The following is a 16,685-nucleotide window of genomic DNA, read 5'->3' on the forward strand; positions in this document are numbered from 1 at the left end:
TATTGCTTAACCCATAGGTCTTACTTGAAGCTTAATTCCAGCCTCAGTTAAAACCGTTTTAACATCGTTCATGGCTTCAGTACGAACTTCGCCAGCATTTGTTAAATCTGCTACCCATAATAAGGTTCGTATGGTTATTGCATATTCCCCGAAATCCTGAAGAATAATTAATGGTTTAGGTATAGGCAGAACATGCTCATTTTTCGCCAGTTTATCGGCAATTAATTTACGGGTACTTTCTATATCCGTTTCATAAGGTACACTGATATTAAATTCTACACGTTTGCTTCTATCCTGCATGGTCCAATTAATTAAATGTTGAGACAGTAAATCGCCATTTGGAACAATAATATCAGAGCCTTCTGCACTATGAATTTTACTTGAACGAACACCAATTTCTTTAACTATACCCGATTTGGTTCCAATTTCGATTTGATCACCAATTTGTATTGGTCTTTCGAAAGCAATAATAACACCCGAAACTAAGTTATTTACAATGTTTTGTAAACCGAATCCAATACCAACACCTAATGCGCCAAGCATTATCGATAATTTATCAATCGGAATACCTGCAGCCGCTACCGCTATAAAAAATCCAATCGTCCAAATCGCCAAACGAATCAGTAACATCATGGAATTTAAACCACTCCTTTTTCCTCCAGTTACGGCTTTTTCGTGTCCGAAGAAAAAACTAATGAAACTTGAAATGATTGAGGATAGCCAAATAATGCAAATAAATATTGCAATACTTGCGAAGGTAAATTTGTAACTTCCTAAGCTTCTGGTTTCATAAAAGAAATTGGAGGTAGCGGTAGTAAGCACATCGTACAAAGTAATATTTCTAATAAACGACACGAAAAACACCATACAGGCAATTACCCACAAATAACGCTGAAGACGAAATTGCAATTCCTTATAGTTGATAAAATCGGAAAAACGACTGGATTGATAAGCCTCGGTTTGCAAGTAAACAGCTTCCAAAACCAATGTACAGAAAACTTTTAGTGTAATACCTAGCATTAAACACTCTACAGCACTAACACCAAATATTTTGGCAAGTGATAGCCTACCTGTAAGATTAAATATAATGGATAATAAAACTTGGATAATGGCAAATATAGCCAGCGCTTTTGTTGCCGGTGATGGATCTAAACCCACAAATAATTTGTTTCTGGTTTGAATAATTTTAACCCCTATAACAATCAGCAATATGCCTGCAATAAATAGTCCCCAACGTTCTCCAAATGCAGAGTCTAATAAAATATCATCCAAAGCATAAAAAACCCATAATATAACTAATACAAACCAAATTAATTTTGATTGCTTGGTTAAAAATGGGAATATTAAAAAGCATAAAGCACCTAAGCGAAAAACTTCAAATGCATGCAATAAAGACATGGTGGGATTTGCGAAAAGAAAAGGCACATAAGTGAAAAAAGCAAAAATTGAGCTCATAAAAACGCCTCGCTTTAAAAAGTTAATCTGTGCCAGAATACTTTCTGCATCATCCATTTTTTTAACCCTCCTCATGTTTGAAATCATCCAGGAAGTGAGTAAACTAAAAATGAGAATGCTTAACACGACAACCGAAAGCTTACCACCCAGAAAAATGGTAATTATTTTTCCCGAGCGTTCCAATGCTTTTGTAACGGTTTCGAAAAAAGAAGTTTCGTATTGGCTGGGTTTAGCCTTAAATAGTGGTGCCTCTTCCATAGACCACATCTTTATCTTCTTTGATATTGATAGATAAACCATATCAGATGACAGGTTTTTAGTTTGTAAAAGGTTAACCGAAATCCGACTACTCAATAAGTTAATCTTTATTAGTATCTGTCTTTCAGCCTTATTTAATTTATTGCCATCATTCAGAATTTCAGATAATTGCGTTCTCAATGTAGAATCTGAAACATTACATTTCAGTTCAGCATCGTTAAGGATTTTATTTAAATCAGCATTGCTTTTTTTTAATTGACTGACATATTCTGTTAAAGTAGTTTTGTAGCCCGATAAATTCTCCTCAACCTCAGCCAATATGATTACGGCGCTGTTAAGGCTTCGCAAATTCATATTGTTACCATTTTTTTCAAATCGTAATTTAAATACTTTTATTTTTTTAATAATATCAGGCAACGTTTTTTCAATGCGGGAAACATCGTAGCTGCGCTGTAATAGGAATTTATCTCTATCTATTTTAAAATTGTAAGTTTCAACTTTTGTAACGAGTAATGGAATTTGAGATTCATCGAGCAATTTAACCGATTTAGTTATAGTAGAATCCTTTTTTTGCTGGGCAATAACTTCATGAAATGAAAATGTAAGGATTAATATTGCGAAAATACGGGTACAGCTTTTAAAATGGCCTATTAAAGACATAAGGAAATATTTCTATAAATAATGTTGGATGAAATTTGTACAATCAATAAGTGATATTCAATAGGGAATTGTAAAATTAAGATTATTAACGAACAAAACTGATATTTAACATTTCAGTAACATTAATTATTTGTAATTTGAAATATCAATTGATTTAATAAAAATGTTTAAGCAGATTTTAATTCTATCTATTTTATTTCCTTTGGTTTTATCTGCTCAGGTTAAAATCGACTTGACAATTCATATTCCGAAAAAAACTTCGGATAGTTTATTTATTGCAGGAAATTTTAACGATTGGAATCCAGGAAACAAAGCCTACAGCTTATCGCAAAAGGATAGTTTAACTTATGCTATCCAATTAAACTTACCTAAAGGAAACTTTGAGTTTAAAATTACGCGTGGTAACTGGGATAAGGCAGAATCTAAAAATGATGGCAAACCTATTGCAAACCGAACCCTAAATTTGAATGTTGATACCTCAATGAATATCAATGTAGCAAACTGGACGAATAATTTTAAGCCGATAAAAGAAGTTTACCACTACGGAGCCAATATTCATGTTGTAGATTCTGCGTTTATGATGCCTAAACTAAATAAACAACGACGGATTTCTATCTATCTTCCAAAAAACTATAATACTTCCAAAAGGAAATATCCGGTGATTTACATGCATGATGGTCAGAATTTATTTCACTCCAATCCTCCACGAGGAAATGAATGGGCTGTTGATTCGGTAATGGATAGTTTGATTAAAAATGGTGCTAAGGAAATGATTATTGTGGCTATCGATCATGGTGGAAAAGACCGGCTGAAAGAATATAATCCATATGATAGCGAGTTTGGGAAAGGCGAGGGAATTGCATATGTATCCTTTTTGGTTGAAACTTTGAAACCTTTTATAGATTTGAAGTATAGAACATTGAAAGATGTGAAAAATACATCCATTGTAGGGAGTTCGATGGGTGGTCTAATTTCAATGTATGCCATTGCTAAATATCCAAAGATTTTTGGTTCGGCTGGGGTTTTTAGTCCGGCGTTTTGGGTGGCACCGAAAATTTACGATGATGTTGCTCTTGGTTTACCCGGCATGATTGATAGCAGAGTGTATTTTGTTGCAGGCGATAGAGAAAGTACAGAGATGGTTCCTGATATGAAGAAAGCCTATACTATTTTGAATCCAAGCGGTAAGAAGAAAAATGTTGTGTTTGTTGAGAAGGAAGATGGGAAACATTCGGGATGGTTTTGGCATCGGGAGTTTGTTCCGTTTTATAAATTTATTGCTTTATATTCCGTTGACTAAAAGTCAACGGCAATGAAATTGAAATCTCCCAGAAAATTCAATTTACTAAGTCAATGACAAAAAATGCAATCGCCCAGAAAATTCATTCCCGTCAGTTTTAACTGACGGAATCTAAAACATCAGTTTAGGTATTTAGCCCATCGCATCATTTGACTTTATACCTTTTAGGGCAGTTTTAAATTTTTCCGAAGGATTATCAAACCCATGTTATTTAAACCCGATTGGAGTGGAAACCAAAAGCTTTTTCAGCTTTTGTTGCAACGCAAAGCGGGACTGCTTTACCCGAAGAACTACTGAAATTGCTTTCCAAAAAAATCAATTAATAATATTTAAACTTGATTTGCTAACCTAAGAATTGACAAAACCTTCTTTTATCCAAACTCAATTAAACCGAAAAATTGCTGCAACCACTTTCCAAAAACATCAATATTAATTTAAAATGAACAACTGATTAAACTTGAATAACTAAGGTAACATTAACAGCCTAAACGCTTTATTTATTTAAAAAATATATTAACTTTGGTGTTAGGCTTAGTAATTGTACTTTATACACTAAGCAGGTTAAAAAATCAATAAAATTAAATAAAATGAGCATAATTGTTAATGTCCATGCCAGACAAATTCTCGATTCGAGAGGCAACCCAACTTTAGAAGTAGAAGTAGTAACAGAAGCAGGCGCTTTCGGGCGTGCAGCGGTACCAAGTGGTGCATCTACTGGTCAACACGAAGCGGTTGAGTTACGCGATGGAGATAAATCTACATATTTAGGTAAAGGCGTTTTAAAAGCTGTAGAAAATGTAAATACTAAAATTGCTGATGCTTTAAGAGGTATTGATGTTTTCGAACAAAATACAATTGATAAATTAATGTTAGACCTTGATGCTACCGAAAACAAAGGTAATTTAGGTGCTAACGCAATTTTGGGTGTTTCTTTAGCGGCTGCAAAAGCGGCAGCTGATGAAATTGGTCAGCCTTTATACCGCTACATTGGTGGTGTAAATGCGAATACTTTGCCAATTCCGATGATGAACATCATTAACGGCGGTTCTCACTCTGATGCGCCGATTGCTTTCCAGGAATTTATGATTATGCCAGTAGGTGCACCATCTTTTTCTGAAGCATTGCGTTGGGGAACTGAAGTTTTTCATACATTAAAAGGTATTTTACATGATAGAGGGTTAACTACAACCGTTGGTGACGAAGGTGGTTTTGCCCCTACTTTTGATGGTACAGAAGATGCGATTGAAACGGTTTTAAAAGCGATTGAAAAGGCAGGTTACAAACCAGGTTCGGATATTTATTTAGCTTTAGATTGTGCATCATCTGAGTTTTACAAAGATGGCAAATACGATTACACTAAATTTGAAGGCGATAAAGGTGCCATTCGTTCAAGCGAAGAACAAGCACAATATTTAGCTGATTTATCTGTAAAATACCCGATTATTTCGATTGAGGATGGTATGGATGAAAACGATTGGGCAGGTTGGAAAGCTTTAACTGAAAAAGTTGGCGACAAAGTTCAATTAGTTGGTGATGACTTGTTTGTAACGAATGTTACGCGTTTACAACGTGGTATTGACGAAGAAATTGCAAACTCAATTTTGGTTAAAGTGAATCAAATTGGTTCGTTAACGGAAACAATTAATGCAGTTTCTTTAGCACAAACAAATGGTTATACTTCAGTTATGAGTCACCGTTCAGGCGAAACTGAGGATGTTACGATTGCTGATTTAGCTGTTGCTTTAAACTGCGGACAGATTAAAACGGGTTCGGCATCTCGTTCAGACAGAATTGCAAAATACAATCAGTTATTGCGTATTGAAGAAGAATTAGGCGAAAATGCCCGTTTCATTGGTAAAAACTTCAAATACGCGAAGAAATAAAACACCTAAATCCCCTAAAGGGGACTTAAGGAACTACCACTAAGCCCCTTCAAGGGTTTGGAGTGTTAACAAGTTGAAAAACTTATTTGCAAAACATCCGGAGATTTTAAATCTTCGGATGTTTTTATTTTAATACTATATTTGTTTATCGGTTTGGAGGTTTCAAATCTAACATCTAAAATCTCATATCAATATATGAAACGTTTAATAGACCTTTTCCGCAATAAATATTTTCTGGCAACAGTCGCTTTTGCCATGTGGATGCTGTTTTTCGATAAAAACGATATGATGTCGCAATACGAATACCGCAGCCAAGCGAACAAATTACAAGAAGAAAAGGAATATTTCGAGAAAGAAACTGCCCAGGTTAAAAAGGATTTAAACGAACTGAATACCAATTTAAATACAGCTGAAAAATTTGCCCGCGAAAAATATTTCATGAAAAAAGACAATGAAGATGTTTTCGTGATTATTCGTGAAGAAAAGAAAGACTAGAAGAGGATTTTAGAACAGGATTTTTAGGATTTTAGGATAAGGCAGGATTTAGGAGCAAAAACACCGTTTCTTCATCTCACATCAATTTGCATATTACTTAAGATACAAGATAGACTAGTTAGAATTAGTACATAACTTGGGAGGAGTATTTTTAGGATTTTAGGATAAGGCAGGATTTAGGAGTAGATTAAAAAAATCTAATATTTTTCCTCTTACGCCATACATCTCACACTATCCATTTTACATCTTCTTCCCTATTACATCAATTAGAGTTCTCCATTTCGCTTTCTAAAAAACCATTCTACACTTAGCAAAACCAAAATTAACCCGAATAACCATTTTATGTTAATCAGTTCATCATATTTACGGTCTTCGTAACTGATGGTTTTAATGTTTTCATTTTTCAAAATTTCATCGGCAATCTTCAATAAATCTTGTGGCATAAAAAGTTTACCATTGCTTTGTTTAGAAATGGCATTTAACAATTGATGGTTGGCTGTGGTTTGCTGGTATTCAGCAATTAATGCATTAACATAAAAACTACCAGATGCTGTAAATCTTTTCCCACCTAATGTTGTATTTGCGGTGTAAGCATAATTTCCTGAAGCCATATTACCGGCATCAAGTTGATAGGCACTTTCGGTTTTGGAGAACGTATAATTGAATAATTTCCCTGCCTCATTTTTAACTTGCAAATTCACTTCCGGTTCATTTACGGCCTGATAACTTTCATTGTAAAACGTAGCATTAAACTGAATTGATTCATTTTCATCATAAGCAGATTTAGAAGTAAAAACCTTAAATCTTCTTTTATCGTCTTTTACAGAAAGGTATTGAACTGTTTTGGAAATCAAATCATTTAAGCTCGATTGTTCGACTTCATTTTCCGCCTCAGATAGTTTCCAACGCCACAAACCTTCTCCCATTAAATAACCAGCTTTTAAACCATTATCATTAGTGAAAAACAGAAGTGGTTGCTGCGTACTTATCTTGCCAATACGCTGATTAAAAACTGGTGTAGCACTGGCATTAACTGTTAATCTACCAAATGGAGTTAGCAGAGGATCGAAAGTTGAAAAGGTTTTTTTCTCCTCTTCTGATAAGTTGAAACTCGTAAATCCATTGGCGAAATCTGGATAAACTTCTTGAATGGAACCATTTGCAGAACTTAAATTAACCTGATTTTGAACTTGATTGAAGGCATTTATACCACTTTGAGCGCCTAAAATATACCAAATCGGTCTCTTTGAAGCGATTACTTTTTGCAAAAATGCCGATGAAATATTCTGCGCATCGGGCAATTGGTAAAGAACGATTAAATCAAATTTCGATGGGTCTGTCGAACTTAAATCATCAGCAAGAGCAAGTTTTACCTCGTAATGCTTATTAAGCGAAATCGCCTCTTTAAGCACACCCAAATCTGGATGAGGTGAAACTCCAGCCAGCAAAACTTTCTGCCTCCCGTCAATAACTTCTATATAAAACGTTTGCGAATTATTTTTTGTTGTAATTTCATTTGGGAGTTTCGCCAGCTGAACGGTATATTCTTGAACTCCAATTTTGCCTGCATGTAACTTTATAGGTATGGTTTTAACAAATGAGTTGTTATTGATGGCGATATTTTGTTGCGCAACCTTCCCCCCATTCTGGCTGACCGTTAGTTTTGTATTTTCTCTATCACTTTGAAACGCCTGAATCTGCACTTCAACAGTAAAATCATCATCTAAATAAACAATGTTATTATAATTTACATTCGAGATTAAAACATCGCGTTTGGGGATGCTATCGCCCAAAGCAATTGTATAAACCGGTGCATTTATTTGATTGATGCTGTACAATGGATTGCCGCCATGATTGAAAATACCATCAGTAGCCAGAACAATTGCACCAATGTTCCTATTGGTATATTCGTCTTTAATCTTCTGAAAAAACGCTGAAGCATCTGTTAGTTTTCCTTGATTTTTGAAATCAAATCCATCAGCTACAGAATCGCCAAAATTGTAGGTTTTTACTTCGTATTTATCTGAAAGTTTATCTTTTAATGCTTTTAAATTTTGTTCATATAGTTTCTGGTCGAAACGGGTGGCTTTAACTTGCCCTACGGATAAAGAGTTATCTTGCCCGATAATAATTACGGGCTTATCTAATGTATAATTTAAAGTCTTGATTAGTGGAGCGAATAAAAGCCATGCTATTGTGGTAACAGCAACCATTCTGATGGCGGCCAATCCATATCGTAACTGCTTATCAAGGTTTCTATTGCCGATGTAAAGCAACCATGAATATAATACGCCCAATGTAAGGCAACCCAGAAAATACAAAATAGAAGTACCAGCAAAAAAGCCATTCATATTTTATAAAGATGCTAATTTTGAGGAACTTTTCTAGTTATTTAACCGCAAAGAACACAAAGAATTTACGCAAAGAAAAGCCAAGTTAAGTTTTTAGTTTAGTGGACATAGAATAAATGCCCCCTTTTTAAAAAACTAGCTTAGCGTTCTTTGCGACTTAGTATTTAGAAAATCTTCTCGACCTTTGCGGTTAAATCGTTAAGTTATTTAACCGCAAAGAACACAGAGAATTTACGCAAAGAAAAGCGAAGTTTAAGTTTTTATCCATGAGGCACAAAGTCAAACGCATAATTTAAAAAACCCAGCTTAGCGTTCTCTGCGATTTAACATTTAGAAAAACTTGGTGAGCTTCGCAGTTAAAAATTATAATTTTATTTAACCACAAAGAACACAAAGAATTTACGCAAAGAAAAGCCAAGTTAAGTTTTTAGTTTAGTGGACATAGAATAAATGCCCCTTTTTAAAAAACCAGCTTAGTGTTCTTTGCGACTTAGTATTTAGAAAATCTTCTCGACCTTTGCGGTTAAATCGTTAAGTTATTTAACCGCAAAGAACACAAAGAATTTACGCAAAGAAAAGCCAAGTTTAAGTTTCTAGTTTAGTGGATATAGAATAAGGGCTCTCTTCTTAAAAAACCAGCTTAGCGTTCTCTGCGATTTAACGATTAGAAAATCTTCGCGACCTTTGCGGTTAAATCGTTAATTTATTTAGCTTTAACTAAACCAAATTTCATGAAATTAATCTGCTTAACGTTTCTGCTATTTTTAAGTCTTATGGCCAATGCCCAAAACAACTTCAAAGCATCTCAAATTAAATTCGAAAGAGTAGAAAATGCCTATCAGGAAAAATGGGAAACCTTACAGAAATTTATAAAATCAGCTGGCTACGGCAAAGAAATCTCTATGGTAATAAATGCTTACAAAGTAGAAGGAAAATTGGAAATTTGGTTGAAAAGCAAAGCAGATAAAAACTATTCGTTATTTAGAGTTTACGATTTCTGTGCGCATTCTGGCACATTAGGGCCAAAAGTTATCGAAGGCGATAAACAAACACCGGAAGGATTCTACTTCATTAATGTTTTCAATCCGATGAGCAGCTTTCATTTATCTTTAGGTGTAAACTACCCAAATTCAGTTGACTTAGCGAGAACTGGAATAGATAGAAAACCAGGTGGTGAGATTTACATTCATGGGAATTGCGTAACCGTAGGTTGCATCCCTTTAACCGACGATAAAATAAAGGAAGTTTACGTTTTAGCAGTCGAGGCTAAGAATTCTGGTCAGGAAAAAATCCCTGTTAACATTTATCCATTCAAAATGACCGAAGAAAATGTAAAAAAGTATAAAACAAAATTTCCGGCGCAGTTAGGCTTTTGGAAAACCTTACAATCTGGATATTTGGCTTTTGAGAAGAATAAAAACTTAGCTGATATTAAGGAGGTAAAAGGAAAATATGTTGTAAAATAGAAAACCTGCTAGCGTTTATATTGCTAGCAGGTTTTAAGCTTTTATCTTTGGTCTTTCAGCTAAAATTACAGCATTCCTCCGCAAACCGATAAAGTTTGTCCGGTTACATAAGCACTCATATCAGATGCCAAGAACACACAAACATTCGCAATATCTTCTGTTTCACCTGCTCGTTTTAGTGGAATATCTTTTTCCCATCCAGCAACAACTGCAGGGTCTAAAACCTCAGTCATTTCGGTACGAATAAAACCTGGAGCTACAACATTAGCACGAATATTTCTAGAACCTAATTCTTTAGCAACCGACTTTGTGAAACCTATAATACCAGCTTTTGATGCTGCGTAGTTTGCTTGTCCGGCGTTACCGGTAACACCAACTACCGAGCTCATATTAATAAAAACACCTTTACGGGCTTTCATCATCACTTTCGAGGCAGCTTTAGTTACGTTGAATACAGATTTTAAGTTGATGTTTATAACATCATCCCAGTTTTCTTCACTCATGCGCATTAACAAACCATCTTTGGTAATGCCAGCATTATTCACTACAATATCAATCGTTCCGAACTCAGCAACTACGTCATTTATTAATTGCTCTGCTTCAGCAAATTTTGATGCATCAGAACGGTAACCTTTAACTTTCGTACCGAAACTTTGTAATTCTTGCTCCAACGCCTCACCTTTTTCTACCGATGATAAATATGTGAATGCTACATTAGCACCTTGCTCAGCAAATTTTTCAGCTATTTTACGGCCAATACCTTTCGATGCGCCAGTAATTAATGCTGTTTTTCCTTCTAGTAATTTCATTTTTAATTTTTGTTGTTTTTCAGTCTGATTGTTGTTGTCAGTCTGAGCTTGTCGAAGACTTTTATTAACCTTCTTCAAATATATTATCTATTCTTCTTTTTTCAAATTTGATAATCTAACAATTTCATCCCAATCTTCCGAAAACAAGGCTTCTTTTTTCTTTCTACTCCAGCCTTTAACTTGTTTATCAAATTCTATAGCATGTCCAATTTGGCCAAATCTTTTATAATATTTTAATACGACAGGCCTTAGTGTAAATGTATAAGAAGATATATTTTCCCCATTAGTGTGCTGTTGTATTCTTATATCCAAATCATTAGTTACTCCTACATAATAACTTTTATCTATACATTCTAAGATGTAAACAAAGTAATTATGAATTGTAGCCATGTGAAATATTTAGATAAAGTGAAGTTACTAAAAATTCTTTTTGATAAGCCTTTTCTCCACCACTCCTATTTACGCCTTGTCATGTTGAGCCTGTCGAAACACTCGTAATTGTCCTTCGACAAGCTCAGGATGACAGGTGGTAAGTAAAAAGCCTAATTAAACCGCCGGTTCTTGCTGGCTCAAACAATGAAAACTGCCCAATCCCCAAATAATATCTACAGAGTTAATTCCAACTACCTTTCTATCAGGGAAACAACTTTGAATAATATCTAAAGCTTTTTGGTCGTTAACATCATTAAAAATCGGTACAATCACCGCAGAATTCGCGATGTAAAAATTCGCATAAGATGCCGGCAAACGTGTGTCTTCATGAATTACTGGTGATGGCATTGGCAATTCCACAATCTTTAACGGTTGGCCATCTTTCAATTTCATTGCTTTTAAAGAAGCCAAATTCTCTTGCAATAAAATATAGTTTTCATCCAATGGATTACTTTCTACCACCGTTAAAACGGTATCTTCATTTACAAACCGTGTAATGTCATCGATATGGCCATCCGTATCATCTCCGACAATTCCATCACCTAACCATAAAACCTGCTCCTGTCCGTAATACTCTAATAAGTATTTTTCAATCTGCTCTTTATTTAAATGTGGATTACGATTCTCATTCAACAAACAAGCTGTTGTAGTTAAAATTGTTCCAGCGCCATTAAATTCTACCGAACCACCTTCCATCACAATATCAGGTAAGAATAAGGGTAAAGCAAAATGCTTTGCAATTTTGGTGGGTACTACATCATCCAAATCAAAAGGAGGATATTTTCCACCCCAGGCATTGTAACCCCAATCTATCACAGCCTTTTCATTTCCTTTTAGCAAGAAAGCCGGACCATGGTCTCGACACCAGGCATCATTGGTTTCATTGAAATAAAATTCAATCTGGCTTAAATCTGCATCAATTTTTGTTAATTCAGAAACTGCAAAAGCTTTCATTTCTTCATCTTTCACATTAATGCGAACTTTTTCTCCCTCGGCAACGGTTTTAATAAACTGACAATACGGTTCGTAAATTGTTTCAATTTTATCTGGCCAACTGGCCTCCTTATGTGGCCAACTCAACCATGTTGCTTCATGCTTCACCCATTCTGCAGGGAAAGCATAACCTTGTTGCTTTGGAGAATAATCGAATTGATTGATATTTAGCTCTTTTCTTGGAGGGAAATTTGACATTTCGTTTGGTCTTATAATTTAGAGGTGTCACATTGAGTTTGTCGAAATGTTTTGTCCTTCGACAGGCTCAGGATGACAACTACTTATGGTTTTCGCTTTAAGCTTTAGTCTTTAACCTTTATGCTTAATCACCATCAATATATCTTTTTGTAATCGGTTGGTAAGAATCTATTCTTCTATCTCTCAAAAATGGCCAATGTTTCCGCATAAAGTCGCTTTGGTCTAAATCCAGTTCAACAACTTCTGTTTCTTCATTATCATGAGATGCCAGATAAAGCAATTTCCCTTGTGCATTTGTCGCGAAACTTCCGCCCCAAAATTTCATTGCACCATCTTGTTCAAAACCCACTCGATTTACACTTACCACAGGAACACCATTTGCAACTGAATGCGAACGTTGAATAGTCTGCCAAGCATTATATTGGTCTTCATTCGTTTCTTCATCCTGGTCGGTTGCCCAGCCAATTGCCGTTGGATAAAACATGATATCCGCTCCCATCAATGCTGTAATTCGTGATGCTTCCGGGTACCATTGGTCCCAACAAATTAGAATACCGATTTTAGCAAACTTCGTTTCAAAAACTTTGTAACCTAAATCGCCCGGAGTGAAGTAGAATTTTTCGTAGAAAGCCGGGTCATCAGGAATATGCATTTTACGATATTTACCTAAATAAGAACCATCAGCATCTAAAACAGCAGTGGTGTTGTGGTATAAGCCTTCAGCACGTTTCTCAAATAACGATGCAATAATTACCACGCCCAATTCCTTAGCAACTACTTGCAAAGCATCAGTCGATGGACCAGGAATTGCTTCTGCTAAATCAAAATTATCGTAATCTTCCACATCGCAGAAATACAAAGAAGTAAAAAGCTCCTGCAAACACACAATTTGCGCACCTTTTGCCGCCGCCTCTATTACTTTAGCAATCGCTTTATCTAAATTTTCCTGCTTATCTTTTGTACAGCTCATCTGCACCAAGCCAACTTTAACTTTCTTCATGTTTTTCAAATGAGAGAATGATAGATTGATAGATTTAGTGAATTTACAAGGCACTCAATCATTCGAAATTCGGTCATTCTAAATTAGGTTGCAAAGTTATGTAAAAAGGTTGAGGCTAGAAAGGAAGAGAGATTGTTTAAGTTGTGATTTGGAAAGCAATGACAGTAGCTTTGATAATTGATAGTCGGGCTATCCGTTTTAGCTCCGATGAAAAATCGGAGGCTGCCACTTCTATCCCGTTTAATTCGGGGAATTTTTTGCTTCTATTTGAGGTTGCAAAATTCAAAATTTGGCTAAAGCCAATCTACATTATTATTTATACAGGCAGCTAAAGCAGCCTGCAATGAATAACCTAGCGTAAAAAGCCATATCTATTATTCAATTCTATCTGATTTCAGCCAGTGAAAAAATCGATATTCCATTAATTACCATTTTATTTCAACCAAGCAAAAACAGCCATATTGTAATTCATTGCCGTTTGTTAGCCGGTTTATTATTACACCCCAATATCTTCTCTATACTCTTGCTGCAATTCAAATAAACATTTTGCACACAAGCAGCCATCATACAATTCAGATATATATTGTACTTCATTGATGCTGAGTTGCACCACGCTGCATTGACATTTGGTGTAAGAATTTGCTTTGCATTCAATAGCTGTTCCGCATCTTTCGCAGGGAATGATTTCGTGTTTGCTATGTTTTAAAGGGAGGTTCATTGATTCACTGGTCATTCGTTCATTGGTGTTTGGCACACGAACTAATGAACCAGTTACTAATGAACTATTAAACTAAAAGCAAAAGTAATGACAAAAAATAAGGTTTTGGGCGTTTGCCCAAAACCTTACGTATTTTATTGCTTTAGAATGTTCATCGGTTCAATGGTCATTCGTTCATTGGTAGTTGATGCATAAAACTAATGAACCAATGGCTAATGAACTATTGAACTAATTTACCCTGAACAGCTAATGCAACCTTCTTCCATAGAACAAACTGGTCCATCTACAATTTCTTCAGCAACTTGGTCTTGTGGAATAGTTGCAGGAATTACAGCCTCAATTGCTTTACCGCCTTGGTTTTCTACTGTAAATTTAACAGCTTGCGATGCTGCCTGAGTACGTAGGTAGTACATACCGGTTTTCAAACCTTTCTCCCATGCATAAAAGTGCATTGAAGTTAATTTCGAAGTATTTGGTGCATTGATAAACAAGTTTAACGATTGCGATTGGCAGATGTAAGCGCCACGGTCTGCAGCCATATCGATGATGTTACGCATCTTAATTTCCCAAACCGTTTTGTACAATTCTTTAATATAATTTGGAATGGCATCGATACCTTGAACAGAACCATTAGCCAAAATGATTTGGTTTTTCATATCATTGTTCCATAAGCCCAACGATACTAAATCTTTCAGCAAGTGTTTATTTACTACTACAAACTCGCCACTTAATACACGACGGGTGTAAATGTTAGAGGTATATGGCTCGAAACATTCGTTGTTACCCAAAATTTGAGAAGTAGATGCAGTTGGCATTGGTGCAACTAATAACGAGTTATAAACGCCATCTTTAACAACTTTTTTACGCAATGCATTCCAATCCCAACGACCGCTATCTGGCGTTACATTCCACAAATCGAACTGGAATTTACCTTTCGATAATGGTGAACCTTTGAAAGTTTGATAAGCACCGTTTTTCACAGCTAAATCGTGTGAAGCCGTCATCGATGCGAAATAAATTGTTTCAAAAATATCTTTATTCAAACGTTTTGCCTCATCGCTTTCGAAAGGTAAACGCAATAAAATAAATGCATCAGCCAAACCTTGCACACCCAACCCTACCGGACGGTGGCGCATGTTTGAATTTTCTGCCTCAATTACCGGATAATAGTTGTGGTCGATGATTTTATTTAGGTTTAAAGTAGCCTGATAAGTTACATCATATAATTTTTGATGGTCGAAAGCGCCATTAATTACAAAACGAGGCAATGCTAATGATGCTAAGTTACAAACGGCAACTTCATCTTTAGAAGTATATTCGATAATCTCAGTACACAAGTTAGAACTCTTAATGGTACCTAAATTCTGTTGGTTAGATTTGCTGTTGGCTGCATCTTTAAACAACATGTAAGGTGTACCGGTTTCAATCTGCGAATCTAAAATAGCAAACCACAATTCTTGTGCTTTAATGGTTTTTCTACCGCGACCTTCTGCTTCATATTTAGTGTATAAAGTTTCGAACGCTGCGCCAAAACAATCAGCCAAACCTGGTGCCTCATGCGGACAGAATAAAGTCCATTCGCCATTATCTTTAACACGTTGCATAAACAAATCGTTTATCCAAAGGGCATAAAATAAATCACGGGCACGCATCTCTTCTTTACCATGGTTTTTACGCAAGTCTAAGAATTCGAAAACATCTGCATGCCAAGGTTCTAAATAAATTGCGAAAGCACCTTTACGTTTACCTCCGCCTTGGTCTACGTAACGAGCGGTATCGTTAAATACACGTAACATTGGAATAATACCGTTACTTGTACCATTTGTACCACCGATATACGAACCAGTTGCACGAATGTTGTGAATGCTTAAGCCAATACCACCAGCACTTTGAGAGATTTTAGCAGTTTGTTTTAATGTATCGTAAATTCCTTCGATGCTATCATCTTGCATGGTTAACAAGAAACAAGACGACATTTGAGGTTTCGGTGTAGCAGCATTAAACAAAGTTGGCGTTGCGTGTGTAAACCAACGCTCACTCATTAAATTATACGTTTTAATTGCGCTATCGATATCTTCTTTGTGGATACCAACAGAAACACGCATGAATAAATGCTGAGGACGCTCTACAATCTGACCATTAACTTTCAGTAGATATGATTTTTCCAGTGTTTTGAAACCGAAATAATCGAAACCGAAATCGCGGTCGTAGATGATAGAACTATCTAAAATATCTCTGTTTTTTTCAATAATCTCATAAACATCATCAGCGATAAGCGGTGCCGCTTTTTGCGCTTTCGGATCGAAATATTCGTACAACATTTTCATCGTACCCGAGAATGACTTGATAGTGTTTTTATGCAAGTTAGAAACCGCGATACGCGATGCCAACAAAGCATAATCAGGGTGCTTTGTAGTTAGAGAAGCTGCAGTTTCTGCCGCAAGGTTATCCAACTCTGATGTAGTTACACCATCATATAAACCTTCGATTACCTTTTTGGCAACATCGATTGGATCTACAAGGTCTGAATTTAAACTATAGCACAACTTTTGAATACGAGCTGTGATTTTGTCAAATTGCACCGCTTCCTTGCGGCCATCTCTTTTTAGTACGAACATAATTTATGAGATTTAATTTGTTAATGTGTGAATGAGTGAGTTTTGAATA

At 35.7% G+C, this 16,685-nt stretch carries 12 protein-coding genes; 4 read left to right on the plus strand and 8 right to left on the minus strand.

The window, feature by feature from the left end:
- Positions 1 to 6 precede the first annotated feature (6 nt).
- Positions 7 to 2,373 carry a mechanosensitive ion channel family protein gene (locus tag IEV50_RS14070; RefSeq protein ID WP_188415429.1) on the minus strand — a complete coding sequence of 789 codons (2,367 nt, stop codon included), beginning with the start codon at positions 2,371 to 2,373 and terminating at the stop codon, positions 7 to 9.
- Positions 2,374 to 2,536: 163 nt separating this feature from the next.
- Here IEV50_RS14070 and IEV50_RS14075 point away from each other — a divergent pair, with 163 nt between their 5' ends.
- From IEV50_RS14075 to IEV50_RS14085, 3 genes are all read left to right on the plus strand, one after another.
- On the plus strand, positions 2,537 to 3,673 hold the full coding sequence (locus tag IEV50_RS14075) for an alpha/beta hydrolase (RefSeq protein WP_188415431.1): 1,137 nt from the start codon (positions 2,537 to 2,539) through the stop codon (positions 3,671 to 3,673).
- A gap of 587 nt (positions 3,674 to 4,260) precedes the next feature.
- Positions 4,261 to 5,556 carry a phosphopyruvate hydratase gene (gene eno, locus IEV50_RS14080; RefSeq protein ID WP_188415433.1) on the plus strand — a complete coding sequence of 432 codons (1,296 nt, stop codon included), beginning with the start codon at positions 4,261 to 4,263 and terminating at the stop codon, positions 5,554 to 5,556.
- Between the two features lie 195 nt (positions 5,557 to 5,751).
- On the plus strand, positions 5,752 to 6,051 hold the full coding sequence (locus IEV50_RS14085) for an FtsB family cell division protein (RefSeq protein WP_029286805.1): 300 nt from the start codon (positions 5,752 to 5,754) through the stop codon (positions 6,049 to 6,051).
- Between the two features lie 266 nt (positions 6,052 to 6,317).
- Here IEV50_RS14085 and IEV50_RS14090 read toward each other — a convergent pair whose 3' ends face one another.
- Positions 6,318 to 8,402, minus strand: coding sequence for a hypothetical protein (locus IEV50_RS14090; protein WP_188415435.1), 2,085 nt, complete (start codon positions 8,400 to 8,402; stop codon positions 6,318 to 6,320).
- 731 nt (positions 8,403 to 9,133) lie between these two features.
- Here IEV50_RS14090 and IEV50_RS14095 point away from each other — a divergent pair.
- Positions 9,134 to 9,868 (plus strand): L,D-transpeptidase family protein, encoded by a 735-nt coding sequence (locus IEV50_RS14095; RefSeq protein ID WP_188415438.1) that lies wholly within the window; start codon positions 9,134 to 9,136, stop codon positions 9,866 to 9,868.
- Between the two features lie 65 nt (positions 9,869 to 9,933).
- Here IEV50_RS14095 and fabG read toward each other — a convergent pair whose 3' ends face one another.
- The 6 genes from fabG to IEV50_RS14125 form a co-directional block, all read right to left on the minus strand.
- Complete coding sequence (gene fabG, locus IEV50_RS14100; RefSeq protein ID WP_188415440.1) at positions 9,934 to 10,677, minus strand: 3-oxoacyl-[acyl-carrier-protein] reductase; 744 nt, start codon at positions 10,675 to 10,677, stop codon at positions 9,934 to 9,936.
- 87 nt (positions 10,678 to 10,764) lie between these two features.
- Complete coding sequence (locus IEV50_RS14105; protein WP_229746741.1) at positions 10,765 to 11,067, minus strand: GIY-YIG nuclease family protein; 303 nt, start codon at positions 11,065 to 11,067, stop codon at positions 10,765 to 10,767.
- A 156-nt stretch (positions 11,068 to 11,223) separates the two neighbouring features.
- A complete protein-coding gene (locus IEV50_RS14110) occupies positions 11,224 to 12,300 on the minus strand; it encodes an agmatine deiminase family protein (protein ID WP_188415442.1) in 1,077 nt (358 codons plus the stop codon).
- Between the two features lie 124 nt (positions 12,301 to 12,424).
- Positions 12,425 to 13,300, minus strand: coding sequence for a carbon-nitrogen hydrolase (locus tag IEV50_RS14115; protein ID WP_188415444.1), 876 nt, complete (start codon positions 13,298 to 13,300; stop codon positions 12,425 to 12,427).
- A 496-nt stretch (positions 13,301 to 13,796) separates the two neighbouring features.
- A complete protein-coding gene (locus IEV50_RS14120) occupies positions 13,797 to 14,033 on the minus strand; it encodes a cysteine-rich CWC family protein (RefSeq protein WP_308785479.1) in 237 nt (78 codons plus the stop codon).
- Between the two features lie 218 nt (positions 14,034 to 14,251).
- On the minus strand, positions 14,252 to 16,636 hold the full coding sequence (locus IEV50_RS14125; RefSeq protein WP_188415446.1) for a ribonucleoside-diphosphate reductase subunit alpha: 2,385 nt from the start codon (positions 16,634 to 16,636) through the stop codon (positions 14,252 to 14,254).
- Positions 16,637 to 16,685 lie beyond the last annotated feature (49 nt).

Origin of the sequence: Pedobacter mendelii (assembly GCF_014635725.1) — a bacterium.
GTDB classification, from domain to species: Bacteria; Bacteroidota; Bacteroidia; order Sphingobacteriales; family Sphingobacteriaceae; genus Pedobacter; species Pedobacter mendelii.

Bases quoted from the DNA above. Each gene is read 5' to 3' on its own strand.
- IEV50_RS14115 (WP_188415444.1), bottom strand. From the start codon at position 13,300: ATGAAGAAAGTTAAAGTTGGCTTGGTGCAGATGAGCTGTACAAAAGAT.
- IEV50_RS14085 (WP_029286805.1), top strand. From the start codon at position 5,752: ATGAAACGTTTAATAGACCTTTTCCGCAATAAATATTTTCTGGCAACA.
- IEV50_RS14075 (WP_188415431.1), top strand. From the start codon at position 2,537: ATGTTTAAGCAGATTTTAATTCTATCTATTTTATTTCCTTTGGTTTTA.
- IEV50_RS14090 (WP_188415435.1), bottom strand. From the start codon at position 8,402: ATGAATGGCTTTTTTGCTGGTACTTCTATTTTGTATTTTCTGGGTTGC.
- IEV50_RS14070 (WP_188415429.1), bottom strand. From the start codon at position 2,373: ATGTCTTTAATAGGCCATTTTAAAAGCTGTACCCGTATTTTCGCAATA.
- fabG (WP_188415440.1), bottom strand. From the start codon at position 10,677: ATGAAATTACTAGAAGGAAAAACAGCATTAATTACTGGCGCATCGAAA.
- IEV50_RS14105 (WP_229746741.1), bottom strand. From the start codon at position 11,067: ATGGCTACAATTCATAATTACTTTGTTTACATCTTAGAATGTATAGAT.
- IEV50_RS14110 (WP_188415442.1), bottom strand. From the start codon at position 12,300: ATGTCAAATTTCCCTCCAAGAAAAGAGCTAAATATCAATCAATTCGAT.
- eno (WP_188415433.1), top strand. From the start codon at position 4,261: ATGAGCATAATTGTTAATGTCCATGCCAGACAAATTCTCGATTCGAGA.
- IEV50_RS14095 (WP_188415438.1), top strand. From the start codon at position 9,134: ATGAAATTAATCTGCTTAACGTTTCTGCTATTTTTAAGTCTTATGGCC.
- IEV50_RS14125 (WP_188415446.1), bottom strand. From the start codon at position 16,636: ATGTTCGTACTAAAAAGAGATGGCCGCAAGGAAGCGGTGCAATTTGAC.
- IEV50_RS14120 (WP_308785479.1), bottom strand. From the start codon at position 14,033: ATGACCAGTGAATCAATGAACCTCCCTTTAAAACATAGCAAACACGAA.